General features: G+C 72.2%; 22 protein-coding genes, 1 tRNA gene and 3 pseudogenes. 12 read left to right on the top strand and 14 right to left on the bottom strand.

The features are described from left to right. Positions 1 to 66: 66 nt before the first annotated feature. The gene (gene dcd / locus ACIBTX_RS04805; protein WP_266247661.1) at positions 67 to 645 is read right to left on the bottom strand and encodes a dCTP deaminase; all 579 of its coding nucleotides are present in this window, start codon (positions 643 to 645) and stop codon (positions 67 to 69) included. A gap of 77 nt (positions 646 to 722) precedes the next feature. Between dcd and ACIBTX_RS04800 the strand changes: the two genes are divergently transcribed. Next, positions 723 to 1,271: a pyridoxamine 5'-phosphate oxidase family protein gene (locus ACIBTX_RS04800; protein WP_357129478.1), complete on the top strand. Its 549-nt coding sequence runs from the start codon at positions 723 to 725 to the stop codon at positions 1,269 to 1,271. 73 nt (positions 1,272 to 1,344) lie between these two features. On the opposite strand, the gene ACIBTX_RS04795 is transcribed toward ACIBTX_RS04800, so the two are convergent. Beyond that, complete coding sequence (locus ACIBTX_RS04795) at positions 1,345 to 2,331, bottom strand: zinc metalloprotease (RefSeq protein WP_396832048.1); 987 nt, start codon at positions 2,329 to 2,331, stop codon at positions 1,345 to 1,347. 203 nt (positions 2,332 to 2,534) lie between these two features. On the opposite strand from ACIBTX_RS04795, the gene ACIBTX_RS04790 reads away from it, so the two are divergent. Next, positions 2,535 to 2,608, top strand: a tRNA-Gly gene (locus ACIBTX_RS04790). A gap of 77 nt (positions 2,609 to 2,685) precedes the next feature. On the opposite strand, the pseudogene ACIBTX_RS04785 reads toward ACIBTX_RS04790, so the two are convergent. The 4 genes and pseudogenes from ACIBTX_RS04785 to ACIBTX_RS04770 all read right to left on the bottom strand — a co-directional run. Continuing rightward, positions 2,686 to 2,793: pseudogene (locus ACIBTX_RS04785) on the bottom strand (site-specific integrase); the annotation flags it as partial. A gap of 46 nt (positions 2,794 to 2,839) precedes the next feature. Further along, the gene (locus ACIBTX_RS04780; protein ID WP_396832047.1) at positions 2,840 to 3,403 is read right to left on the bottom strand and encodes a cellulose binding domain-containing protein; all 564 of its coding nucleotides are present in this window, start codon (positions 3,401 to 3,403) and stop codon (positions 2,840 to 2,842) included. 630 nt (positions 3,404 to 4,033) lie between these two features. Further along, complete coding sequence (locus ACIBTX_RS04775; protein WP_363660109.1) at positions 4,034 to 4,678, bottom strand: dihydrofolate reductase family protein; 645 nt, start codon at positions 4,676 to 4,678, stop codon at positions 4,034 to 4,036. Positions 4,679 to 4,693: 15 nt separating this feature from the next. Then, positions 4,694 to 5,398, bottom strand: coding sequence for a dihydrofolate reductase family protein (locus ACIBTX_RS04770; protein ID WP_357392159.1), 705 nt, complete (start codon positions 5,396 to 5,398; stop codon positions 4,694 to 4,696). Between the two features lie 129 nt (positions 5,399 to 5,527). Between ACIBTX_RS04770 and ACIBTX_RS04765 the strand changes: the two genes are divergently transcribed. Beyond that, entirely contained in the window at positions 5,528 to 6,409 is an 882-nt protein-coding gene (locus tag ACIBTX_RS04765) for an LLM class flavin-dependent oxidoreductase (protein WP_357171703.1), read from the top strand. A gap of 7 nt (positions 6,410 to 6,416) precedes the next feature. Here the strand turns inward: ACIBTX_RS04765 and ACIBTX_RS04760 are convergent, their stop codons facing one another. Genes ACIBTX_RS04760 through ACIBTX_RS04750 form a run of 3 tightly spaced genes read right to left on the bottom strand, consistent with a single transcriptional unit; the run spans position 6,417 to position 8,540 of the window. Then, positions 6,417 to 6,848 (bottom strand): ASCH domain-containing protein, encoded by a 432-nt coding sequence (locus ACIBTX_RS04760; RefSeq protein WP_357129497.1) that lies wholly within the window; start codon positions 6,846 to 6,848, stop codon positions 6,417 to 6,419. A gap of 57 nt (positions 6,849 to 6,905) precedes the next feature. Next, a complete protein-coding gene (locus ACIBTX_RS04755) occupies positions 6,906 to 7,955 on the bottom strand; it encodes a questin oxidase family protein (RefSeq protein ID WP_396832046.1) in 1,050 nt (349 codons plus the stop codon). A gap of 33 nt (positions 7,956 to 7,988) precedes the next feature. Continuing rightward, the gene (locus ACIBTX_RS04750) at positions 7,989 to 8,540 is read right to left on the bottom strand and encodes a phosphoribosyltransferase (protein ID WP_396832045.1); all 552 of its coding nucleotides are present in this window, start codon (positions 8,538 to 8,540) and stop codon (positions 7,989 to 7,991) included. Positions 8,541 to 8,727: 187 nt separating this feature from the next. Between ACIBTX_RS04750 and ACIBTX_RS04745 the strand changes: the two genes are divergently transcribed. The 5 genes and pseudogenes from ACIBTX_RS04745 (at position 8,728) to ACIBTX_RS04725 (ending at position 13,080) form a co-directional block, all read left to right on the top strand. Beyond that, a complete protein-coding gene (locus tag ACIBTX_RS04745; RefSeq protein WP_357171700.1) occupies positions 8,728 to 9,363 on the top strand; it encodes a septal ring lytic transglycosylase RlpA family protein in 636 nt (211 codons plus the stop codon). Between the two features lie 101 nt (positions 9,364 to 9,464). Further along, positions 9,465 to 9,714 (top strand): annotated as a pseudogene (locus ACIBTX_RS04740) (serine/threonine-protein phosphatase); the annotation flags it as partial. A 65-nt stretch (positions 9,715 to 9,779) separates the two neighbouring features. Further along, positions 9,780 to 10,592: pseudogene (locus ACIBTX_RS04735) on the top strand (PP2C family protein-serine/threonine phosphatase); the annotation flags it as partial. Between the two features lie 128 nt (positions 10,593 to 10,720). Beyond that, positions 10,721 to 12,577, top strand: a complete 1,857-nt coding sequence (locus ACIBTX_RS04730; RefSeq protein ID WP_357129511.1) for an acyl-CoA dehydrogenase — start codon at positions 10,721 to 10,723, stop codon at positions 12,575 to 12,577. A gap of 233 nt (positions 12,578 to 12,810) precedes the next feature. Then, the gene (locus ACIBTX_RS04725; protein WP_007454197.1) at positions 12,811 to 13,080 is read left to right on the top strand and encodes a DUF6458 family protein; all 270 of its coding nucleotides are present in this window, start codon (positions 12,811 to 12,813) and stop codon (positions 13,078 to 13,080) included. 46 nt (positions 13,081 to 13,126) lie between these two features. Here ACIBTX_RS04725 and ACIBTX_RS04720 read toward each other — a convergent pair whose 3' ends face one another. Continuing rightward, on the bottom strand, positions 13,127 to 13,666 hold the full coding sequence (locus tag ACIBTX_RS04720; protein ID WP_357171696.1) for a histidine phosphatase family protein: 540 nt from the start codon (positions 13,664 to 13,666) through the stop codon (positions 13,127 to 13,129). A gap of 113 nt (positions 13,667 to 13,779) precedes the next feature. On the opposite strand from ACIBTX_RS04720, the gene ACIBTX_RS04715 reads away from it, so the two are divergent. Further along, the gene (locus ACIBTX_RS04715; RefSeq protein ID WP_357129517.1) at positions 13,780 to 14,064 is read left to right on the top strand and encodes a DUF6458 family protein; all 285 of its coding nucleotides are present in this window, start codon (positions 13,780 to 13,782) and stop codon (positions 14,062 to 14,064) included. A gap of 69 nt (positions 14,065 to 14,133) precedes the next feature. Here ACIBTX_RS04715 and ACIBTX_RS04710 read toward each other — a convergent pair whose 3' ends face one another. Continuing rightward, positions 14,134 to 14,811, bottom strand: coding sequence for a hemolysin III family protein (locus tag ACIBTX_RS04710; RefSeq protein ID WP_357129520.1), 678 nt, complete (start codon positions 14,809 to 14,811; stop codon positions 14,134 to 14,136). Positions 14,812 to 14,983: 172 nt separating this feature from the next. Here ACIBTX_RS04710 and ACIBTX_RS04705 point away from each other — a divergent pair, with 172 nt between their 5' ends. The 3 genes from ACIBTX_RS04705 to ACIBTX_RS04695 are packed head-to-tail and all read left to right on the top strand — an operon-like array spanning position 14,984 to position 17,308. Beyond that, positions 14,984 to 15,715: an allophanate hydrolase subunit 1 gene (locus ACIBTX_RS04705; RefSeq protein ID WP_357129523.1), complete on the top strand. Its 732-nt coding sequence runs from the start codon at positions 14,984 to 14,986 to the stop codon at positions 15,713 to 15,715. Then, a complete protein-coding gene (locus tag ACIBTX_RS04700) occupies positions 15,712 to 16,575 on the top strand; it encodes a biotin-dependent carboxyltransferase family protein (protein ID WP_357129526.1) in 864 nt (287 codons plus the stop codon). Before ACIBTX_RS04705 ends, ACIBTX_RS04700 begins: the two co-directional genes overlap by 4 nt. Beyond that, positions 16,559 to 17,308, top strand: a complete 750-nt coding sequence (locus tag ACIBTX_RS04695) for a 5-oxoprolinase subunit PxpA (protein ID WP_357129529.1) — start codon at positions 16,559 to 16,561, stop codon at positions 17,306 to 17,308. Before ACIBTX_RS04700 ends, ACIBTX_RS04695 begins: the two co-directional genes overlap by 17 nt. 54 nt (positions 17,309 to 17,362) lie before the next feature. Here ACIBTX_RS04695 and ACIBTX_RS04690 read toward each other — a convergent pair whose 3' ends face one another. From ACIBTX_RS04690 to ACIBTX_RS04680, 3 genes are all read right to left on the bottom strand, one after another. Further along, a complete protein-coding gene (locus tag ACIBTX_RS04690) occupies positions 17,363 to 19,201 on the bottom strand; it encodes an NHL domain-containing thioredoxin family protein (RefSeq protein WP_357129532.1) in 1,839 nt (612 codons plus the stop codon). Positions 19,202 to 19,322: 121 nt separating this feature from the next. Continuing rightward, on the bottom strand, positions 19,323 to 21,875 hold the full coding sequence (locus ACIBTX_RS04685; protein WP_396832044.1) for a hypothetical protein: 2,553 nt from the start codon (positions 21,873 to 21,875) through the stop codon (positions 19,323 to 19,325). Positions 21,876 to 22,240: 365 nt separating this feature from the next. Further along, positions 22,241 to 22,381, bottom strand: coding sequence for a hypothetical protein (locus tag ACIBTX_RS04680; RefSeq protein WP_357129538.1), 141 nt, complete (start codon positions 22,379 to 22,381; stop codon positions 22,241 to 22,243). Positions 22,382 to 22,548: the final 167 nt, after the last annotated feature.

The following is a 22,548-nucleotide window of genomic DNA, read 5'->3' as shown; positions in this document are numbered from 1 at the left end:
AAGGAAGGGCCCCCTTCTAACGCCTCAGGTATAGAAGGGGGCCCTTCCTTACATCGCAAGGGCGGATCAGCGCGTCGGCCAGGCACGCCAGTTCTGCCAGGAGCGACTGGGCGTCGGGCCTCGCTGACCCTGGTAACGCGAGCCGTAGACCACCGAGCCGTACGGGTGTTCGGCGGGCGACGAGAGCCGGAAGATGCAGAGCTGACCGATCTTCATACCCGGCCAGAGGGTGATCGGCAGGTTCGCCACGTTGGACAGCTCCAGCGTGACGTGCCCGGAGAAGCCCGGGTCGATGAACCCGGCGGTTGAGTGGGTGAGCAGGCCGAGGCGGCCCAGCGAACTCTTCCCCTCCAGTCGGCCGGCGAGCTGGTCGCCGAGCGAGATCACCTCCAGCGTCGAGGCGAGCACGAACTCTCCCGGGTGCAGCACGAACGGCTCGCCGTCGGGCACCTCGACCACCGAGGTCAGGTCGTCCTGCTGCATGGCCGGGTCGATGTGGGTGTAGAGATGGTTGTTGAAGACCCGGAACAGCCGGTCGAGTCGTACGTCGATGCTGGAGGGTTGGACCAGGGTGGGCTCGAACGGCTCCAGGCCCAGCGTGCCGGCCTTGATCTCGGAGACCAGGTCACGGTCGGAGAGCAGCATCGGACCACCATAGCGAGGTGGGCGGTGACCAGCGTGTCGAGGTCGCTCCTCGTACATTTGTTCGATAGAATGCTCGCATGGCTTCCTGGTCCGATTTCGCCGTCGACGAGCCCCGCCTCGCCGACGGCATCCGCGTTCTCCTGCAGCAGTACGGGCCGGGCTTCGGCTATCTGGCCACGGTCCGTGCCGACGGTGGGCCCCGGGTCCATCCGGTCTCCCCGGTCATCACCGACGAGGGTCTGTTCTGCTTCATCATCGACTCGCCGAAGCGCCGGGACCTCGAACGGGACGGCCGATACGCGCTGCATTCGTTCCCTCCGGAGGAGAGCGACGACGAGGCGTACGTGGCGGGTCACGCCTGGCCGGTCACCGATCCGGTCCGGGTGGCCCGGCTGGCGCAGAGCGCTCGGGCCGAGCCGCGGGCCGACTGGCGGCTGTTCGAGTTCACCGTCGACGTGGCGATGCTGACCCGTCGTGACCAGCACGGCCTGGGCATCGCCGTGGGGCGTCCGGCCGTCCAGGTCTGGCTCGATCCGCAGACCCCGCCCGCGGCGGCCGCGCCCGCGGCCGTACCGCAGACGCGCCCGACCCGCCGCAGCCGCGACGTTCAGTGCACGGCCGCCTGACCACGGCCCTGGGGGCAGAGACGCCGGTGCCGGCTCCGTCGTGACGGAGCCGGCACCTGGTGTACGCGAGGAGCTAGGCCGCGCGGTACGCGTTCCACGCGGTCAGCATGCGGCTCGCCTGACCCGCGGTGAACTGGTACATGCACGAGTCGTAGGTGTAGTCCATGAAGTTGGTGATCGGGTCCAGGCCGGCCGCCGAGCAGGTGTTCCGGCCGGTCGGGCACTCGTACGCGGGCGACGCCTCGGCCGGGGTGTCGCTGACGCCGTCACCTGAGCCGCCGCAGCCACCCTGGAAGGTGTGGTAGAGGTTCAGCCAGTGGCCGACCTCGTGGGTGCCGGTGTCGCCCTGGTTGTAGTTGGTGGCGGTGCCGCCCGGCAGCGACTCGTTCAGCACGACCACGCCATCCATGCTGCTGAGCCTGCGCTGCGGGAAGGTCGCCCAGCCCAACAGGTCGTCGCTCAACTCACCGAGGTAGATGTTGAGCGTGTTCTTGCCGCCCACCCGTAGCGACGACTTCATCGACCGCTCCGCCGACGAGCCGTCGACGATGGGATACCAGGACGGGTTCGTCACCCGGTCGATCGAGTCGAGTCGGAAGGCGAACGCGGTGGCCGCGCCGCCGGTCCCACCCGCGTAGGCCTGGTTCAGCACGCTGATCTGCGAGGTGATCATCGAGTCGGGGATGTTTCCGCCGGCCCGAGTGCTGTTTTCCTGGATCACGTGCACCACCACCGGGATGGTGACCGTAGCGGCCAGCGTCGTGGCGCCGGCGCCGGCCCGGTAGTTGGCCCGCTCGCGCAGCGCCGCCGCGAGGTCGGCGTCCCGCTCGCGGACCTGCTTGGCGGTCAGCTCGTTCGGCTCGTGCAGGGCCCCCGCGCCGGGCTTCGCCCGGGCGTTGGCGTGGCTGTCGACCGGCTGCGCGCAGGCGCCACCCGGTGCTGAGGAGAAGGCCGAAGCGGCCGGAACGACGCCCACCGCAGCGGTGCTGAGCAGCAGCGCGAGAGTTGTCGACGCGACACCGGCGACGCGCCGGGTCAGCAGGTTGGGACGGAGTCCCATGGGCCCACCTCTTTCTGGCGGCGCGGCAGGGGGTGTGTCACGCCGTGGCTGGGAACGTGTGGCCGACGTTACAACTCATCGATGCATTTGAGAACGGTCATATGTTGCCGTCTGGAAACTTCTTCGGGCAGGAGCGGGGGCGGTCGGCGCGTGGGGGTGGTTGGGTGCATGGCTGCGACGACTCGGGTACAGTGGTGCCGCCCGCGGGTGTAGTTCAATGGCAGAACATCAGCTTCCCAAGCTGACAGTGCGGGTTCGATTCCCGTCACCCGCTCCACGTACGGAAGCCCTGGTCAGGACAGATGTCCCGCCAGGGCTTCCGTGGTTCTAGGTCATGCTGAAACAGGGATGGGCCATCAGCGCGGCACGCGGGCTGTCGTGCCCCATCCGCGCCATGACGTCGCGCAGGCTCGCCCCGGGTGCCCGCGACGCGAGCGTGTTGCCGGTATGCCGCAGGTGACCCCCGGGGCACCTGGGCGCCCAGATGCCCCGCGGTCCGGTGCGCGGGCTACCCGGTGGCGCAGTTGACGTTGTTGAGCGTGAACGCGATCGGCACCGCGTCGCTGGCCTGCCAGGTGCCCAGGACGCCGAAGACCACCGAGGCGCCCGGCGTCACCAGGGGGTTGTAGCTGAGGTTCCGGGCCGTGACGGTGGCACCGCTCTGCTGGGCGGTGGCGGACCAGGACTGGGCGATGTGCTGGTCACCGCGGAAGGTGAAGCTGAGCGTCCAACCGTTGATCGGCGCGGTGCTGGTGTTCATGATGGTGATCTGGGCGGTGAAGCCTCCCGGCCACTCGCTCCCGGTGCGGTAGCTCACGGTGCAGGGCGCCGCCTGCGGCGGGCCGATCGGCACCGTGTCGGTCCGGGTGAGCAGGGTGCCGGTGGCGTCGTCCCCGACCCGGGCCGTGACCTCCAGGCCGGTGGCCGTACAGCCGGGGGACACCAGGTAACCCATGCTCCAGCTGAAGGTCGCGCCCGGATCGACGGTGACCGCCCGGCCAGGCAGCGGGTCGAGGGCCCGGCAGCCGGTGGGGAGGCCGGGGGTGGAGCCGACGAACCGGGCGTAGATCACCGTGGAGAACTGTTTCTGTTGGGCGGTGCAGTTCTGCCCGAGGGCCGTGGCGGTGATGGCCTGGCCCGGAGCCCCCCGCGGCGGGTCGAAGGTGAGCGACTAGAGCTGGACGGTACCGGCGCAGCCGTCGGCCGGATCGGCCTGCGCCGCCGCTGCGGGGACGGCCAGTGCACCGGCGGCGCAGACGGCGGCCGCGGCGAGGGTCAGGAGCGTACGCAAGAGGGTCCTCCTGGGTGAGCCGGGGGATACGGGCGCCGTCAGCGGACCGTATCAATCAATGTATGTCAATTTACCGGATCGGCGGTCGTCTCCACCATGCCCTGCCCTGCCCTGCCCCGGCCTGGCCTGGCCCGCCCCGGCCTGGCCTGGCCCGCCCCGGCCTGGCCTGGCCCGCCCCGGCCTGGCCTGGCCCGCCCTGGCTCAGCCCCACATCTGGGGCAGCTCGACAGGAGTCGAGGACACCGTCAGCCCTCGACGGGGACCTGTCGGTACGACGCGACCGATCGACCCCGTCCGGCAAAGGCATCTCGAACCCTCGTTCGTGACGTTGCCGCCGTGCGCCTTTGGGGGAGACATGCTGAGCCTCTTCGCCTTCCGCTGGCTCGCCGGGTTCGAGAAGTTCGCGCTGCGTCACCGCCGCCAGAACAGCAGGTGGGTGACGCCGCTGGGGCTGGGCACCGTGTCCAGGTGGAAGCGGTCGAGCAGGTCGGTGTGGCTGTCCCACAGCCGTTCGCCCCGGTGCAGGTCGACGGGGGCGACGGCGATGTGCATCGTGTCGACCAGGTCGGCGTCGAGGAACGCGCGGATGGTCGCCACCCCGCCGCCGAGGCGTACGTCCCGACCGTCGGCCGCTTCTTTCGCTCGGGCCAGCGCCTCGGCCGGGCTGGCGTCGAGGAAGTGGAACGTGGTGTCGGCGAGGGTGAACGACGGCCGTACGTGGTGGGTGAGCACGAAGACCGGCGTGTGGAACGGCGGGTTGTCTCCCCACCAACCCTGCCACTCGTGGTTCTCCCAGGGCCCACGCTGGGGGCCGAACTTGTTGCGGCCCATGATCTCCGCGCCGATGTTGTGCTCGGCGTCGCGGGTCAGGTAGTCGTCCAGGCCGCGGGTTCCGCCGGGCTCGGCGCGGTAGACGAAGCTGGCGGTGGCGGCACGCCAGGAGAACAGCGCGGTGGGGTCGGCGTGGCCGAAGGGCCGTTCCAGGCTCTGCCCCTCCCCGGTGCCGAACCCGTCACGTGAGACGTTGAAGCACTGCACCCGCAGTAGCTGTGGCATGGGAACTCCCCGATGTCAGTTGGTGGTCGCCGTCGGTCCGCCGCCGCGACCCCGGTCGTCGAGCACGAGCGGGGCGCGACCGTCCACGACGTACCGGATGTGGGTGACCTGCGGCGTAGGGATCACCCGGGTGGGCGTCAGCTCGATCGCCTCCTTGTCGCCGAGGTCGAGGTCGGCGTCGAGGAGCCGCAGGCCGGTGCCGAGCACGACCGGCACGACGTGCAGCTCCAACTCGTCGAGCAGGCCGGCCTTGAGTACCTGTCGTACGAGGCCGCCGCCGCCGGCCACGGCGACGTTCTTGCCGCCGGCCACGGCTCGCGCCTGCTTGACCGCGCTGGCCACTCCGTCGGTCACGTAGGTGAAGCTCGTGCCACCGCCGCGCAGCAGGGTTTCGCGGGGTCGGTGGGTGACGACGAAGACCGGTGCGCGGAACGGCGGCTCCTCGCCCCACGGCACCTCGCCGCCGTCGGCCATCCGCCGACCCATGACGTACGCGCCGGCCGCCTCGAACGTCTCGGCCATCACGTCGGAGTTGGCGTCCCGCTCGCCGCCGGCGAAGCCCTGTCGTTCGCGCCAGGCCGCCGCTTCGGTGGCCCAGCGGGTGATCCGGAAGAAGCCGGCGGCCTCGGCCGAGTCGATCCAGTCGCCGTCGCCGTCGAACTGCGGGCCGGCGTAGAACCCGTCGACCGAGACGGACAACTGTGCGGTCACCTTCGTCATGCGTTCGTTCCTCTGCTCGGGCGGCACCCCTCGGGTGCCTGCTCGCAACGAGGTCGGAGCCGAGCAGGACGCCCCTACGGGGGTTACCTGTGACCTGGATCACATTAGAGTCCCGGTAGGCTGGCGATCATGCGGATTGGCATCGTGATCCTGCCGGACCAGCGCTGGAGCCAGGCGCAGCACCGCTGGCGGCAGGCCGAAGAGTGGGGCTTCGACCACGCGTGGACGTACGACCACCTGGGCTGGCGGGACCTGGTCGACGGCCCGTGGTTCGACTCCATGAGCACGCTGACCGCCGCCGCCACCGTGACGTCCCGGATTCGACTGGGCACGCTCGTGGCGTCGCCGAACTTCCGCCATCCGGCCGCGTTCGTCCGTCAGATCACCACGGTGGACGACGTGTCGGGCGGTCGACTGCTGCTCGGTCTCGGTGCGGGCGGGATCGGGTTCGACTCGGCGGTGCTGGGTGGCGAGACGCTGCCGCCGCGCCAGCGGGTCGACCGGTTCGCCGAGTTCACCGAACTACTCGACCTGATCCTGCGCGAGGACGGCACCACCTGGCGGGGTGACTGGTTCGCCGCGGTGGACGCCCGCAACAACCCCGGCTGCGTGCAGCAGCCCCGGGTGCCGTTCGTGGTGGCCGCCAACGGGCCGCGCTCGATGCGGCTGGTGGCCCGCTTCGGGCAGGGGTGGGTGACCACCGGCACCGGCGACGACAACGACCTGGCGAGCTGGTGGACCAGCGTCTCGACGCTGTCCGAGCGGATGGACCGGACGCTCACCGAGGCCGGCCGCGACCCGGTGACGCTGGACCGTTACCTCCTGCTGGACTCCGCGCCGGTGTTCTCGCTGACCAGCGCGCAGTTCTTCGCCGACCAGGTCGGTCGGGCCGCGGAGCTGGGCTTCACCGACGTGGTGACGCACTGGCCGCGCGCCAGCAGTTGGTACGCCGGCGACGAGGCCGTCCTGGTCGACGTGGCGACCCGACTGCTGCCCGAGCTGCGCGGATAGCGCCGGCTCAGGTGCCCAGGTCTCCGGTGGCTACGCCGCCCTCGCCGCCGGAGACCAGCCGCAGGCGCAGGCAGACGATCGGGGTGTCGTCGTCGACGGGGGTGCCGAGCCGCGCCCAGTAGGCGGCGTGCCCCGTCCGCCACTCCTCGATCGAGCGGTCGCCCTCGCCCTCGGCGCGGGCGAACTCCCAGGGCACGTCGCCGAAGCGGACCACGTCGACACCGGTGATCTCGACCATGCCGGCCAACGCGTCGTCGTCGTCGACGAGCGCCAACCGTTCGCCGACCTGCTCCAGCTCCTCGCCCTCCTGCGCGTACTCGGCCAGCCGTCCGGCGGTCGCGGTCTTCACTCCGGCCAGCACCAACGTGTTCAGGGTCGTCCGCAGCTCGCCCGGCGTGCCGAGGGCGAGCGTGCGTAGGTCACCGATCCGAGGCCACATCCTGCCGAGGCTAGGCCAGCGCGGCCGGACGCGCCGCCGTAATCCGCCCCGCGCGGCTCAGATCAACTGCACGGCGTAGCCGGCGGCGTCGAGCAACCGCTGGTCACCGGTGGCCGCGTGGGCATCGAGGACCGCGTCGGCCAGCTTGACCACGTGCTCGTCGCCGTGCCGGACCGCCCGGGCGAAGACCTCCTCCGGGGTCCCGGCGGTCACCGACGGCGGCTTCACCGCGTCGCTCGAGGCGTACACCGAGGTCACGGCCGCCGTCGCGGCCCAGGCCGCGGCGAAGCTCGGCGCCCAGAGCCCCCGGTCGAGTGCCGGCAGGGTACGCAGCACGGCGGTCGGCGCCGTCACGGCGTGCACCAGCATGACCGGCTCGGCGTGCCCGAAGCGCAGGTAGTCGAGACCGGCGCGGTACACGAGCGTGTGGAGCCCGCGCTCCGCCTCAGCCGGCGTCCGCGCGGGGCGCAGCGCCGTGAGCGCCGGTTCCCACCGGGGTACGCTCACCAGCCGCCCCAACCGCTCGCGGATGCCCCCGGTCCGGTCGTCGATGCGGGGCAGCCCGGCCAGCGCGGCGACCACGTCCGGCTCAGCGGTGCCCGGGTGGCCCGACGGGACCGAGCTGAGCAGCCGGTCGGCGCCGGGCACCTGCTGCCAACGGGCCGCCCAGTAGCCGAGGGCCTGGCCCAGTTCGGTGAGCCGGGGCGGGTTCGCCCCGTACAGGTGCAGGGCGCGTACCGCGTGCCCGACCCGGATCACCCCGTGGGTGGCGCCCGCGGCGATGCCGGGCAGCAGTCGGGGCCACCAGGTGCCGAGCACGTCCCGCCACGGCGTCTCGCGCAACTGCCGGTCGAAGTACGCCAGCCAGTCGCCGGTCCGCTTCGCGTCGCCCAGCGCCGCCCGCCAGTCGTCGATCGGACGCAGCCCGCGCGGCAGCTCGTCCAGTCGGGTGAGGTAGTCGTCCAGCCAGCGGTGCACCTGTCGCTCGTGTCCGTGCCGGGCCAGCGCCTCGACGGCCATCGGGCCGTGGTTGGAGAGCCAGCCCTCGAACTCGGGACCGGTGTGGTGCAGCCGTTCGTACGCCTCGTCGAGGATTCCGTCGCTCATGCGTCGATCGTCGAAGGTGAAGTGCGCTTCAGGTCAACCCGGCAACTCTTCACCGCTGATCAGGCCGGTGATCCGCAGCGCGGCGGCGGTCTCCGGCGGGCAGTCCACGGCCACCACGGCCGCCCCGAGGACCTGTGCGCCGCGCAAGGCGCAGATGTCGTAGAGGGCGCGGATCTGGGCGCCGGTGCGTACCCAGTCGTCCACCACGAGCACCCGGTCTTCGGGGCCGAGGTGTCGCTCCCGGACGGCCAGGTCGACCTGCCGGCCCCGGTAGTCGGGCGGGCTCTGCGCCCAGGTGAGCGGGCCGGCCGGCAACCTGCCGTCGCCGGGTTTGTGCGCGGCCACGAAGCCGACCCCGAGGGCGGTCGCGGCCAGCGGTCCGAGCAACAGGCCGGTGACCGCCGGGGCGAGCACCACCGTCGGTCGGGCCTTCCGGTACGGGGCGACCAGGGCGGGGCCCAGCTCGGCCAGGACCGTCGGGTCGCGCCACCAGCCGGAGATGTCGCTGACCAGGTGGCTGACGTCCGGGCCGGGGTCGATCCAGCGGAACAGGTCGGCCAGACGTCCGGTCAGCTCGGCGGGCATCCGTCCATCGTGCGGCACGGGCGCTCGGCGCGTCCGCACCTGGGCCGCTCGACCCACCCCGCCTCGGATGATCGGCTATAGCTACTGGGGCAAATACTGGCATACCACCATGATCACGTTGACTTCGGAAGTGCTTCTCTCGTTACGGTCCGACCCGGTTTGTTCAATCGACGAAAGGACCGGGCCGGTGGCAGGTAGGCACTCCCGTACCCGCATCTTCTCCTCCCCGGCGGGCATCGCGGCCACCGCGGCGGTCGGCGTCGCCCTGGCCGTCGGCGGTACCGTCGGCGCCGTCCAGCTCACGTCGGGCTCCGGCCAGTCGGGGCAGGCGGCGCTGGACTTCACCCCCACCACCGCCGCCAGTCTCACCCCCGCCTCCCCGAGCGTCTCGCCGAGCGCCAGTGCCACCGCGACACCCAGCGTGACGGCGAGCCCGTCCGCCAGCCGATCGCCGCAGGCCGCCTCCCGGGGCAAGGCCCGCACCGCGTCGCCGAAGCCGAGCCCCAAGGCCAAGAAGACCACGGCGGCGGCGAAGGTCCTGGAGAGCGGATCGTGTGGCGCGTCCTTCTACTCCGACGGGCAGCTGACGGCCAACGGTGAGTCGTTCAACCCGAACGAGTTGACCGCGGCGCACAAGACCCTGCCGTTCAACACCAAGGTCCGGGTGACCAACCCGAGCAACGGCAAGTCCGTCGTCGTGCGGATCAACGACCGTGGGCCGTTCATCGACGGTCGCTGCCTCGACCTGTCCCGGGCCGCCTTCGCGACCATCGCCTCGGTCGACGTCGGAGCGCTCACCGTTCGCTACGAGGTTCTCGGCTGAGCGTATTCGAGAACGCCGATCCGGCCGCCAGTGTGGGCCGGGCGGACAGAACATCCTCGGACGACGGGCCAGGTTCATTCACCGGTTCACGTCGATCAGGCATGCTGTCCCTCGTACCCACGCGACTCCTCCAGTCGGGCCGTAGCCCGCTGAGCCCCGGATCCCGCGCCGGCATCGGCGCGGCCGTCGTCCTGCTCGCGATCGTCTCGGTGCTGGAACTGGCCGACGGCCGCCGGGCCCACTATGTCGCGCTCCTGGCCGCCGCCCCGATCCTGGCCGCCGCGCTGGCGGCCTGGCGGGTGGTGCTGGGCGTGGGCGCCGTGGCGACCGTGATCGGGATCGCCTTCGCGGCGACCGACCCGAGGATGATGTTGGTGACCTCGGTCAACATGGTGGCGGTCGGGATCGCGAGCGGGCTGGCCGTGGCGGTGGCCTGGGTACGACAGCGCCAGGCGGAGCAGATCGCCGAGCTGACCAAGCTCGCGTCGGTGGCCCAGCAGGCCGTGCTGCGGCCACTCGGACCGCAGGTCGGCATGCTCTCGGTGGCCGGCCGCTACATCTCCTCCACCGCCACCGCCGAGATCGGCGGGGACCTGTACGAGGCGATCGACACCCCGTACGGGGTCCGCATGATCATCGGTGACGTACGTGGCAAGGGTCTGGACGCGGTCCGCCTGGCCAGCATCGTCCTGGGTTCGTACCGGCACGTGGCCTACGAGCGGGCCGACCTGCGTGCCGTGGTCGCCGACCTGGACCGCGCGGTGGCCCGCAACGTCGGCGACGAGGATTTCGTGACGGCCGCGCTGGTCGAGGAGCGGGGCGGGACGCTGACGATCGTCAACTGCGGCCACCCCTCTCCGCTGCTGCTGCGCCGGGGCGCGGTGATCCCGTTGGAGCCGCCGGCGCCCGCGCCGCCGCTCGGGTTCATGCCGGCGGTCCGGCCCCGGGTGGAGCGTCTGGAGCCGGGCGACCGGCTGTTGTTGTTCACCGACGGTCTCGGTGAGGCCCGGCGGGACGGCGAGTTCTTCCCCACCGCCGACCGGGCGTGGCGGTTGCTCGGACACGGCACGGTCGCCGACGGGCTCGCGTCGCTCGAGACCGCCCTCGTCGAGTGGGTGCACGGTCGCCTGGACGACGACATCGCGCTGGTCCTGATGGAGTACGTCGGTTCCCGCACCGGGGTCACGTCGGCCGTGCCGAGCTGGGAAGTCGGCGCCGCCGAGAGCTGAACGGGACCACCGCTCGGGAACTGTGTAATCGCCGTCACTCAGGTGATCGGCTTGTCGCTGCCTACCCACGAGTAATACAGTCGGGGTTACTGATCGGTAACACCTGTCCGGAAGCGGGGCCAGCGAGCATGACCCACTACAAGAGCAACCTTCGGGACCTCGAGTTCAACCTGTTCGAGGTCTTCGGGGCGGACCGGTCGTTCGGCCAGGAGCCGTACTCGGAACTGGACACCGACACGGCCCGGAGCTTCCTCGCCGAGGTGGACCGCCTGGCCCGCGAGGACCTGGCCGCCAGCTACCCGGACAGCGACCGCAACCCACCGGTCTTCGACCCGGCCACGCACACCGCGCCGCTGCCGGAGTCGTTCAAGAAGTCGTACCAGGCGTTCATGGACTCGGAGTTCTGGCGGCTGGACCTGCCTCCGGCGCTGGGTGGCACCAACGCCCCGCGTGCCCTCTGGTGGGCCCTCGCCGAGCTGGTGCTCGGAGCGAACGCGCCGGTCTGGATGTACTCCTCCGGCCCCTCCTTCGCGCACGTGCTGCACGTCGAGGGGACCGAGCGGCAGAAGGGCTGGGCCAAGCTCTTCATTGACAAGCAGTGGGGCTCCACGATGGTGCTCACCGAGCCGGACGCCGGTTCGGACGTGGGCGCGGGTCGTACGCGGGCGATCCAGCAGCCCGACGGCAGCTGGCACATCGAGGGCGTGAAGCGCTTCATCACCTCGGGCGAGCACGACCTGAGCGACAACATCGTGCACTACGTGCTGGCCCGTCCGGTCGGTGTGGAGGGCGTCGGCGGCCCCGGCACCAAGGGCCTGTCCCTCTTCGTGGTGCCCAAGTTCCACTTCGACGAGACCACCGGCGAGCTGGGCGAGCGTAACGGCGTCTACGCCACGAACGTCGAGCACAAGATGGGCCTGAAGGTCTCCAACACCTGCGAGATGACCTTCGGCGAGCACGGCGTACCGGCCAAGGGCTGGCTGCTGGGCGACAAGCACGACGGCATCCGGCAGATGTTCATGATCATCGAGTACGCCCGGATGATGGTCGGCACGAAGGCGATCGCCACGCTGTCCACGGGCTACCTGAACGCCCTGGAGTACGCGAAGAACCGGGTGCAGGGCGCCGACCTGGTCCAGCAGGCCGACAAGACCGCCCCTCGGGTCACCATCACCCACCACCCGGACGTGCGGCGCTCGCTGCTGCTGCAGAAGTCGTACGCCGAGGGTCTGCGGGCCCTGGTCCTCTACACCGCCACCTGGCAGGACAAGGTCGCGCTCGCCGAGGCGGCCGGCGACGAGAAGGCCACCAAGCTGGCCAAGCGGGTCAACGACCTGCTGCTGCCGCTGGTGAAGGGCGTCGGTTCGGAGCGGGCGTACGAGTTGCTCGGCCACGAGTCCCTGCAGACCTTCGGTGGCTCCGGCTTCCTTGCGGACTATCCGCTGGAGCAGTACGTCCGGGACGCCAAGATCGACACCCTGTACGAGGGCACCACCGCCATCCAGAGCCTCGACCTGATCTTCCGCAAGATCGTCCGGGACAACGGCAAGGCGCTGCTGGCGGTGTCCGGCGAGATCCAGGAGTTCATCTCCACCGAGGCGGGCAACGGCCAGCTCAAGGAGGAGCGGCAGGCGCTCGGCAAGGCGCTCGCCGAGATCCAGAACATCCTCGGTGTGCTGACCGGCTGGCTGGGTGAGGCGCAGGCCGGCGACCCCCGCGCGCTCTACAAGGTCGGCCTGAGCAGCCGGCGGTTCCTGCTGGCGATCGGTGACCTGGTCGTCGGTTGGCTGCTGCAGAAGCAGGCCGACGTCGCGCTCAAGGCCCTCGCCGGCGAGGTGTCCGCCACCGACAAGGCGTTCTACACCGGCAAGGTGGCCGCCGCCCGGTTCTTCGCCCGGGAGGTGCTGCCGCGAATCGGCGCCGACCGGCGCATCATCGAGGGCACCGACCTCGACATCATGGACCTCCCGGAGGAGGCCTTCTGACCGCGCCACGGCACGCGTGAGCGGTTCCGGGTCGCACCACCCGGCACCCTCGGTGACGGCCGGTGGGGCCCACGCGCCCCGCCGGCCGTCGCCGTCTCCGAGGGCCACCAGCCGAGCGGTACGACGCGCGGCGCGTGTTGGCCGGGCGCGGTCGGGTATGCCGCTGCCGTGGCGGGTAACCCGCCTCGACCACGGGAACGCCCAGAGCCACCGCACGGGGGAGTGCAGCGCACATGGGTGTAGGAAGCGGCATCTTTCTCATCGCGCTCGGCGCGATCATGACCTTCGCGATCCGGGCCAACGTCTGGTGGATCGACCTGCGCGCGGTCGGCTGGGTGTTCATCCTGGCCGGGCTCGCCGTGCTCCTGACCACCCTCTGGTTCTGGCAGGACCGGCGCAAACGGGCCCGGACCCTCATCGTGGAGGAGAACCGGCTGTCCCATCCCACGGCGATGATGCCTCCGCCGCCGGACCCGCCGCCGCCGACCGCGCCACCGTCCTGACCCCCTGAGCGCGTACGCCTGAGCCATCCGCCGAACGGCGGGTGGCTCAGCCGCGTGCCGTGTGCCGCTGGGCGATCGGCGCTCCACCCCGGTCCCACTGGGTCCAGGTGGCCGCGCTGCGGTGCACCGCCAGTTCGGCGGTCCGCAGCCCCTCCTCGTCCGCCGTCTCCGGGTCGAGAAACGCGGAGAGCAGCGAGACGCCCGGATTGTGGGCGATCAACAGCACCACCCGAGCCGCCGGATCGGCCGTCCGGGCCAGCGACAACAGCTCCTCGGGGTGGGCGTCGTACGCGCCGGGCTCGTAACGCACGCTCGGGCGGGGACCGGCCGGCCCGCCCTCCGGGGGCGAACCCGTCATTCCCATGGCCACGCCGTGCCAGGTCTGCCGGGTCCGCAGGGCGGTCGAGCAGATCACCACGTCGGGCAGCAGGTCGTGGTGGGCCAACCACGCGCCGGCCGCCGCCGCGTCGGCCTCCCCGCGGGCGCTCAACGGGCGCTGGGCGTCGTCCGTACCCTCGCTGCCCGGCTCGGCCTTCGCGTGCCGGAGCAACACCAGTGTCCGCGCCTCGGCAGGGCTGTCCGTCATGCCCCCAGCTTGCCCGATTGGCGATCTCCCTGCCGGGGTAAGTCCACGGATGCCGCACCCCCTACCAACGGCCGCGGCGGGTCGTACGCCAGGTTAGAGCCGAGGAGCGAGACATGGGCATTGGTGGCAGCATCTTCCTGATCGCGCTGGGCGCGATCTTCGCATTCGCCGTGGAGGCCGACCTCGGGTGGCTGAACCTGTCCGTGGTCGGCTGGGTGTTGATGCTCGCCGGTGTCGCCGGCCTGCTCGTCACCCTCTACTTCTGGAACGGTCGCCGTCGTACCGTGGTCGCCGCGCCGGTCCGCGAGGACGTGGTGGTCGACCGGGTGGTGCCGGTCCAGGACGACCAGGTCATGCGGGAGTACCGCGAGGTTCGTCGGCCGGGCCGTCCGGTCTGACCCGCAACCGCGTCAGCCGGGGCCCCGCAGCGTGGCGGGGCCCCGGCTCGCGTCTGCGGCTGCGGTAGCTCAGGCGAACAGCGCGAAGTAGATCGCGACGTGGTGGCACAGCGCGGCCACCAGCGTGCACGCGTGGAAGAACTCGTGGTGGCCGAAGACCGTCGGCCACGGGTTGGGCCGGCGCAACGCGTAGAACACCGCGCCGACGCTGTAGATGGCACCACCGACGATCAGCAGCACCAACGCCGTGACACCGCCGCCGTGCAGGATGTCCGGCAGCATGGCGACCGCGACCCAGCCGAGCGCCAGGTAGAGCGGCGCGGACACCCAGCGCGGCGCGTGCGGCCAGACGAGCTTCAGCGCCACGCCGCCGAGAGCCCCACCCCAGACCAGGGCCAGCATGATGGTGGCCTGCCGGGTCGAGAGCAGCATGGTGCAGAGCGGGGTGTACGTGCCGGCGATGAACACGAAGATCATGCAGTGGTCCATCCGGCGCATCACCTGGTAGCCGCGCTCCGACCACACTCGACGGTGGTAGAGGGCGCTGGTGCCGAACAGCCCGCAGACCGTCAGGCTGTAGATGGCGCAGCTCACGAGGGGCGCCCAGCCCGGGCGGCTGGCGGCGATCGAGCAGAGCACGATGCCGGCGACCAGCGCGACGAAGAACGCGTACGTGTGTAGCCAGCCGCGCATCCGGGGCTTACCGATGTCGACCGGCTTCAGGCGAAGCGGGGCGGAGGTGCTCACGCCCTCAGGTTACGGCACCGTAGGTTACTTTCAAGTAGTCCAACCGGTGACGCGTGGCACGCGCCGATCTTGCGGTTTCGGTGGTTGAAATGAGTGGGCAGCTCCTTGTGTCGCCACAGAAAGTGCAAGATCGCGAGGGATGGAAACGACACCCGTCGGTGAAGATGGGGCGATGCGGATTCGGCCCGTCGGGGCGCACGCCCTTCTGATCGAGTTCGGCGCACTTGCCGGCCTGCCTGCGGCTCACCTGGTCGAGGCGTGGCGGGCCGAGTTGTGGCAGCGCCGCGAACGCGGGGACCTGGCCGCAGTGGAGATCGTTCCCGCGGCCACCACGGTCCTACTGGACGGGCTACCAAACCCCACCGCGACCGCCACCCTGCTGTCCCGCTGGGCACCCGAAGTCACCACGGCAGCGCGTGAAGCCGCCCGCGCCCACCCCGCCGATCTTGCACTTTCTGTCCCGACAGAACGGCCTGATCGGGTCATGTCGACAGCAGAAACTGCAAGATCGACGCACGGGACAGGCGCGGAGGTCGTCGTTCCGGTCTTGTTCGACGGGCCGGACCTGTCGGTCGTCGCCGAGCACTGGGGCGTCGACGTGCCAGCGGTGCGGCGTCGCCTCACCGGCACGCCGTTTCGGGTGGCCTTCTGCGGGTTCGCCCCCGGCTTTCCCTACCTGACCGGGCTCCCCGCCGAGCTGGCGTTGCCCCGGCTGCCCACCCCACGCCCACGGGTACCGGCCGGCTCGGTCGCCCTGGCCGGCCCGTACGCCGGGATCTATCCCAGCGCGTCCCCCGGCGGTTGGCTGCTGGTCGGCCGGACCGACCTGACCCTCTTCGACGTCGACAGCGACCCGCCCGCCCGGCTTGGTCCCGGCACCCGCGTACGGATGGTGACGGCGTGACAGGTCCCGCCGAGATCGAGGTGCTGCGCGCCGGGGCGCTCACCACCGTGCAGGACCTCGGCCGGCCCGGCTGGGCGCACCTCGGCGTACCCCGCTCCGGCGCTCTCGACCCGGCCGCGCTGCGGCTCGCCAACCGGCTGGTCGGCAACGCCGAGGAGGCCGCCGGCCTGGAGATCACCCTGACCGGCTGCGCGCTGCGGCTGACCCGCGCCACCACCGTGGCCATCACCGGCGCGCAGGTGACCGTCCAGGCCGGGGACCGGGCGGGCGACACCGGACGCCCGCTCAGCCTGCCCGCCGGTACGGTGCTGCGCGTCGGCCCGGCCCGTCAGGGCGTACGGAGCTGGCTGGCCGTGGCCGGGGGCATCGACGTGCCGGCGGTGCTGGGCAGCCGCGCCACCGACACCCTCGCCGGGCTCGGCCCGGCCCCACTGCGCGACGGTGACCGGCTGCCGCTCGGCGTACCGACCGGCGAGCCCGCACCGGTGGACGTGACCATCGGTGCGACTCCCGCGCCGGAACTGCGCCTGGGCGTACGCCTCGGCCCCCGTGACGACTGGTTCACCCCGACCGCGCTCGACCGGCTGTTCGGCAGCGCGTACACCGTGAGCCCGGTCAGCAACCGGGTCGGCGCGCGGCTCGCCGGCGCGCCGCTGCCCCGCGCGGTGGCCGGCGAACTGCCCAGCGAGGGCATCGTGCTCGGCGCGGTGCAGGTGCCAGCGGACGGCCAACCCCTGATCTTCCTCGCGGACCATCCGACCACCGGCGGTTATCCGGTCATCGGGGTGGTCACCGACGTGACCCCGCTCGCGCAGGCCCGCCCAGGTACTACCGTCAGATTTCATGGACCTCAACGCTGACCTGGGCGAAGGATTCGGCATCTGGCGGCTCGGCGACGACGACGCCCTGCTGGCCCTGGTGACCAGCGCCAACGTGGCCTGCGGCTTCCACGGTGGCGACCCGTCCACGATGCGACGGGTCTGCGAGGGCGCGGTACGGCACGGGGTAGCGGTGGGCGCGCAGGTCGGCTACCGCGACCTGGCCGGCTTCGGTCGGCGACGGATCGCGTACGACTTCGCCGAGCTGCGCGACGAGATCACCTACCAGTTGGGGGCGCTGGACGCGTTCTGCCGGATCTTCCGGACCCGGGTGCGCTACCTCAAGCCGCACGGCGCGCTGTACCACGCCGCCGCCACCGACGAGTCCCAGGCGGCGGCCGTGGTCGCCGCCGTCAGCGACCACAACCCCGACCTGCCCGTACTCTGTCTGCCCGGCTCCACGCTCGCCCAACTCGCCGTCGGCGCGGGCCTACCGGTGGTCGCCGAAGCCTTCGCCGACCGCGGCTACCTGCCCAACGGGTCGCTGGTGCCGCGCGGCGCGCCCGGCGCGCTGATCAGCGACCCGGAGGAGGTGGCCACCCGGGCGGTACGGATGGCCACCGAACGGACCGTCGTGGCGGTGGACGGCACCGTGATCCCCTGCCCGGTCGAGTCGATCTGCGTCCACGGCGACACCCCGGGCGCGGTGTCCGCCACCGAGCTCGTACGCGCCAGCCTGATCGACGCCGGCGTGACACTCACCCCGTTCGCGTGAAAGGAAGGGCCCCTTGTTATCGGATTTTGTATAACAAGGGGCCCTTCCTTTCACTTACGCGTCGAGGCCGCGCAGCACCAGGGGCAGCCGGGTCGCGGCGCCGTCGACCACGCGGACCGGGACCCCCCAGTCCTGCCGGGTCAGGTGGCAGGCCGCGTGCTCGACGTCCGCGTCGCAGGTCGCCGCCTGCGCGGTCACCTGGAGCACCCCGCCGGTGACCTCGCCGTTGAGCACCAGCCGGCGGGACAGTTCGGTGCCCGTACCGCCGCCGTCGAGCAGCAGCTCCGGCGGGGACGCCGAGACGACCAGACGGGTGGACGGCCCGTACGTCTCGTCCAGCTTCTGGCCCGGGGCGGGGGTGAAGACGATGTCCAGGGTGACCTCGCCGGCCGCCACGTCGGTCGGCTTGCGCTCGGTGCGGTGCCGAGGGCCGTCCACCGTGCTCGCGCCCGCCGCCGACAGGGCGCCCGGAGCGAGCCGGGTCAGTCGGTGCGCGGCGGACTCCACCACCAGCACCTCACCGGACGGGGTGAGCACCAGGTCGCTCGGCTCGGCCAACCCGTCCGCCACCGTGGAGACCTGGTTGCTGGCCGGGTCGAAGCGGCGCACCGCGCCGTTGTAGGTGTCCGCGATCAGCACCGAGCCGTCCGGCAACGCGCACACGCCCAGCGGGTGTTGCAGCAGCGCCGACTCGGCCGGCCCGTCCACGTGCCCGAAGTCGAACAGACCCTGGCCGACGGCGGTGCCCAGCACCCCGTTCTCGACGTACCGGACGGCGCTGGTCTCGCTGTCGGCCACCCAGAGCCGGACGCCGTCGGCCGAGACGGACAGCCCCGACGGCTGCGCCATCCACGCCTCGGGCAACGGCCCGTCCCGCAGCGCCTCCACGGTGGTGCCCGCGTACATGCCGGCGGTCCGCTTGATCGGGTCGAACCACCAGAGCTGGTGGATACCCGCCATCGCGATGATCAGCTTGTCGTCGTACCAGGCCAGGTCCCACGGGGAGGAGAGGTCCACGGCGAGCGCGTCGTGGGCGTGGTCGTCGACTGCGGCACGCCACTGCCGGCCGCTGCCGGCGACGGTGACCACCTCGCCGGACTCCAGCCGTACGCCGCGCAGGAGGTGGTTGACGGTGTCGGCGACCACCAGGTCGTAACCGGCCACCTCGGCGACGTGCGTGGGCAGCAGGCACAGGCCCTGCGGCTCGGAGAAGGTCGCCGAGCCGACCGGCCCGTCGGCCCGACCCCGCTCGCCCGAGCCGATCCGGCGTACCGGCGTCTCGCCGTCCGGGGCCACCTCGACCAGCGAGTGCCGCGCCGAGTCGGAGACCAGCAGGTTGCCGTCCGGCAGCAGCACCGCCTTGCCCGGGAAGCGCAGCGCCGTCTCCGGCGCCGGCGGAGGAACGTACGGCCCGTCGCCCCGGTGCAGGGTGCCCTTCGCCTCGTGGGTGGCGATCAGCTCATCGATCAGCCGGGCCAGCCCTTCGGCGTGACCCTCGCCGGCCATGGTGGCCACCACGTACCCCTCGGGGTCGATCACCGACAGGGTCGGCCAGGCGCGGGCCGCGTACTGCTGCCACATGTCCAGCTCAGGATCATCGAGTACGGGGTGGTGCACCCCGTACCTTTCGACGGCGGCGACCAGCGCGTCGGCGTCCTTCTCGTGCTCGAACTTCGGCGAGTGCACGCCGATCACGACGAGCACGTCGCCGTACTTCTCCTCAAGCGGCCGAAGCTCGTCCAGCACGTGCAGGCAGTTGATGCAGCAGAAGGTCCAGAAGTCGGCAAGAACGATCTTGCCACGCAGGTCCTGGAGAGTCAGATCCTTGCCGCCGGTGTTGAGCCACTGCCGGCCCCGAAGCTCGGGGGCCCGTACGCGCGCTGTCGTTCCCATGCCTGCCAGCCTGCCACGCGGCATCGGTGCGGCCGTCGTGACCCGGACGACATCACGCGCCGGGACCACCGGACGCGAAGCGGCGGGGCCACGGTCGCCCGTGGCCCCGCCGTCGTCGGTCCTACTTGGTGGCCGGCTTGAGGCAGAGCACCCGGTTGGTGCCCTCGCCGGGTAGCACCACGTGGGGCTGCGCCGGGTCGGCGCACTTGTCCTTCGCATCCACCTTGGAGACGATCGTGAATGCGCCCGCCTCGGCGCAGTTCACCTCGGAGGCGCCCTGGCCGACCTGCTTGACGCAGGTGCCGACCGCCGGGTCGAAGGCGGGCGTGTCGTTCCCGCCACCGAACTTGCCGAGCAACATGAGCAGGCCGAGCGGCACCGCCAGGATGAGCACGGCGGCGATCAGCACCGCGGCCAGGACCCGCCCGTTGCGCACCTTCGGCGTGGGCGGTTCCACCTTGGGCTCGTCCGCGTCCGGCTTGAACGAGTCGAACCGGCCCTGGTCCGATTGGCTGGCCTCCTGGCCCCAGGACGGTGTGGGCTGCGGCGGCGGGAAGGCCGGGAACTGCGCCCCTGGCGGCTGCTCGACGCTTGGTCCGAAGCCCGCAGCGCCGTTCACCGTGGCGGTGCCGGCGGCGGGCGCGCCCGGTCCGAATCGGTCGTCGGGACGCTCGCCGCCGGACTGCGGCCGTACCCCGTTCATCGGCCGGTTGTTGCCCGGCGTGTCGACGAAGGACGGCACACCGGGCGGGAAGGCCGGCGGCGCGGCTGCGGCCGCCGCGGGCGGCTCACCGAAACCGTTCGGCGCGGACGGCGCTTCCTCGCCCCATCCGGGGAAGCCCTGCCGTTCCGGCCCGTTCTGCCAGTCCGGCGGGCTCTGGCGCTCGGGCGCCTGCGGCCAGTCGGGCACGCTGGGACGGCCGGCGTCCTGCTGCCAGTCCGGTACGGCCGGACGCTCGGGTGCCTGCTGCCAGTCGGGGGCGCTGGGGCGGTCGGCGTCCTGCTGCCAGTCGGGCGTGCCCGGGTGCTCGGGGCTCGGGTTGGCCTGGAACGCCTCGGGACCCGCCTGCTGCGGCTCGTCCTCCTCGGGCCGGGACGGACGGCCGTACACCCGGGGTTGGGGCGCGGCCGCGCTGGCCGGCCGCATCGCCTGGTCGGCCGGGGGCATCACGCGGCTGGCCAGCGGCACCGAGGCGCTCGCCGAGGCACGGCCCGCCGCGCCCGCGGCCGGTTCGGCGTCCGCCGCCGGTACGACCGCGCGGCCCGCCCCGGACTCCGGCGAGGTACGCGGAGCGGGCACGAGGGCGGCACCCGGCGAGGCCTCCTCGCCCCGGCCCCAACCGACCGGCTCGGCGTCGTGCTGCACGTCCGGGGTGTCCCGCTCGGGGTACGCCGGCTGCTCGGGGAGCGCGGCGAATGGCGTCGGGGGCACGTAGTCGGCCGGTGGGGCGGCGGCGAGGCTCGCACCCGGTACACGCTGCTCCTGCGGTGGCAGCGGCACGGCGTTGGCGGGTGAGATGCCGGGTGCGGGCGCGGGCTGGTACACCGGCGGCTCGTCGCCCCGGTCGGCGTCCCAACCGCCGCGGGCCTGTGCGGATGCCTCCGCCTCGGCGCGGCCCCACACCTCGCCCGCTGACCACGGCTCGGCCTGGGCGACGCCGGGAGTGGCCGGCGCCTGGTTGTCTGGGCCGGCGGCGGCCCAGCCGGGCGTCGCGTCGTTGCCGGGCACGCTGACGCTGGCCCGGGCGGACGCGGGGCCGGCCTGCTCGGCTTGGGGCCATGCGGTCGGTTCCGGATGCTCGACGGGCTGGTCCTGGGACGGAAGCACCCAGTCCGGCTGCTGCGGACGGCTCTCTGCCGCACCCCAGGCGGTGGGCTGCGGGGCGTCGTCCTGCGCGGGCCAGGTACCGGCCGGGACCTGGGCCGCGCCGCGCGCTCCGGCCGCTTCGGCCGGCGCCCAACCAGGGGATGCCTCTTCGGCCTGCCCGGCCGGTTGGCCCCAGGTCTGGGGCGGCTGCTCGGCCGGCGTCCACACGGGCTGGTCTTCCCGGGCGGCGGCGGCCCCGACGGGCCATCCGCCCGATCCCGACGGGTCGTCCTGCTGCGCGGGTACGCCAGCACGGCCGGCGTGCTGCGCCGGCTCGGCGTGCCACTGGGGGGCTGACGGGCTGACCGGGGCCGCCCCGCCGGCCCATCCGCCGGAGCGGGACGGGTCGTCCTGGGCGGGCCAGGCGGCGGTGGCCGGGGGCACCTGGGCGGCGCCACGCGCGGCCGGTTGGGTCTGCGCCCAGTCGGGCTGCTGCTCGGCCGAGGCGGCGGGCCAGGCGGGGGCCGGCTGCTCGGGTGGCGTCCAGGCCTGCTGCGCGGGAGTCCACTGGGCGGTCGGGGCCGGCTCCGGAGGGCCTCCGGCGGCCCAGGCGGGCTGTGCCGGATCGCTGGGCTGCGGCGCGGCGGCAGCGCCCCATGCGGGGTTCGGTTGCTGCTCCACCTGGGTCGCCCAGGACGGGTTCGGTCGCGCGGGCGGCGGGGGTGGTGCCCAGCCCAGGTCGGGGCCGGCGGCGTTGCTGCCGTTGTCCGGCTGCGCCGGGCGGTCGCCGTACGGCGCCGGTCCGCCGGCGCCCGGTGACACCTCGTCCGGCTCCTGGCCGGGACGGTGCGGGCCCTCGGACGTCATGGGTGCGCCTCCTCCATCACATGTCGGCCGCCGGTGCCGATCGGTCTCCTCGGCATGGCTGCCGGCGTCACCGGCGTACCGCCGTGCCGGCTCCCCGCACCGTATCCGGTGGCCCCTTGGGGCGTCCAAAGGAGCACCGGTCGTCACTGCCCGTCGCCGGGTGGTGTCGAGCAGCTTCTATCGGCTCGGCGTCGGCCGGGCCGGCGGGCGGCGACCGAAGCCCACCGTACCGGGCGCTGCGGCGGTGCGGAATCCCGGTGTCACGTGCGGGCGTCCCGGTGTGACGCACGGGCGGAACGCCGATGGCCCACCCGGTGGGCCGGGTGGGCCATCGATCTGGAGGAGGTGAGGAAAGTTGTGGAGCGTCAGCTCATGTGACGCTGGGCGATGACGAGAAGCTCCTCGCGAACGGCCGGCGAGTTCGCCGAGCGCAACGCGTGCTCGATGGCACGGGCGCGGCGGTTGGCGTCGCGGTGGTTGCGGATTCGCTCGATCATGCTGCTCATTGCTGGGTCCCCCTGGCTATTCGGTTGTCGGCCCCTGATGTGTCTATTCAACCGCAGAAGCCGGCCAACTTCCATCGATTATTAGGTGAGCTGAGACACCTGCCTAACAATCAAAGGTCAACAGGGCTCGCCGCCGACGGTTCCTTCGCCCAACGGACACGGCCGGT

Source organism: Micromonospora sp. NPDC049359 (assembly GCF_044466585.1).
Lineage (GTDB): Bacteria > Actinomycetota > Actinomycetes > Mycobacteriales > Micromonosporaceae > Micromonospora.
The sequence above is the reverse complement of the archived record's forward strand: the minus strand, read 5'-3'. Positions and strand labels throughout refer to the sequence as shown.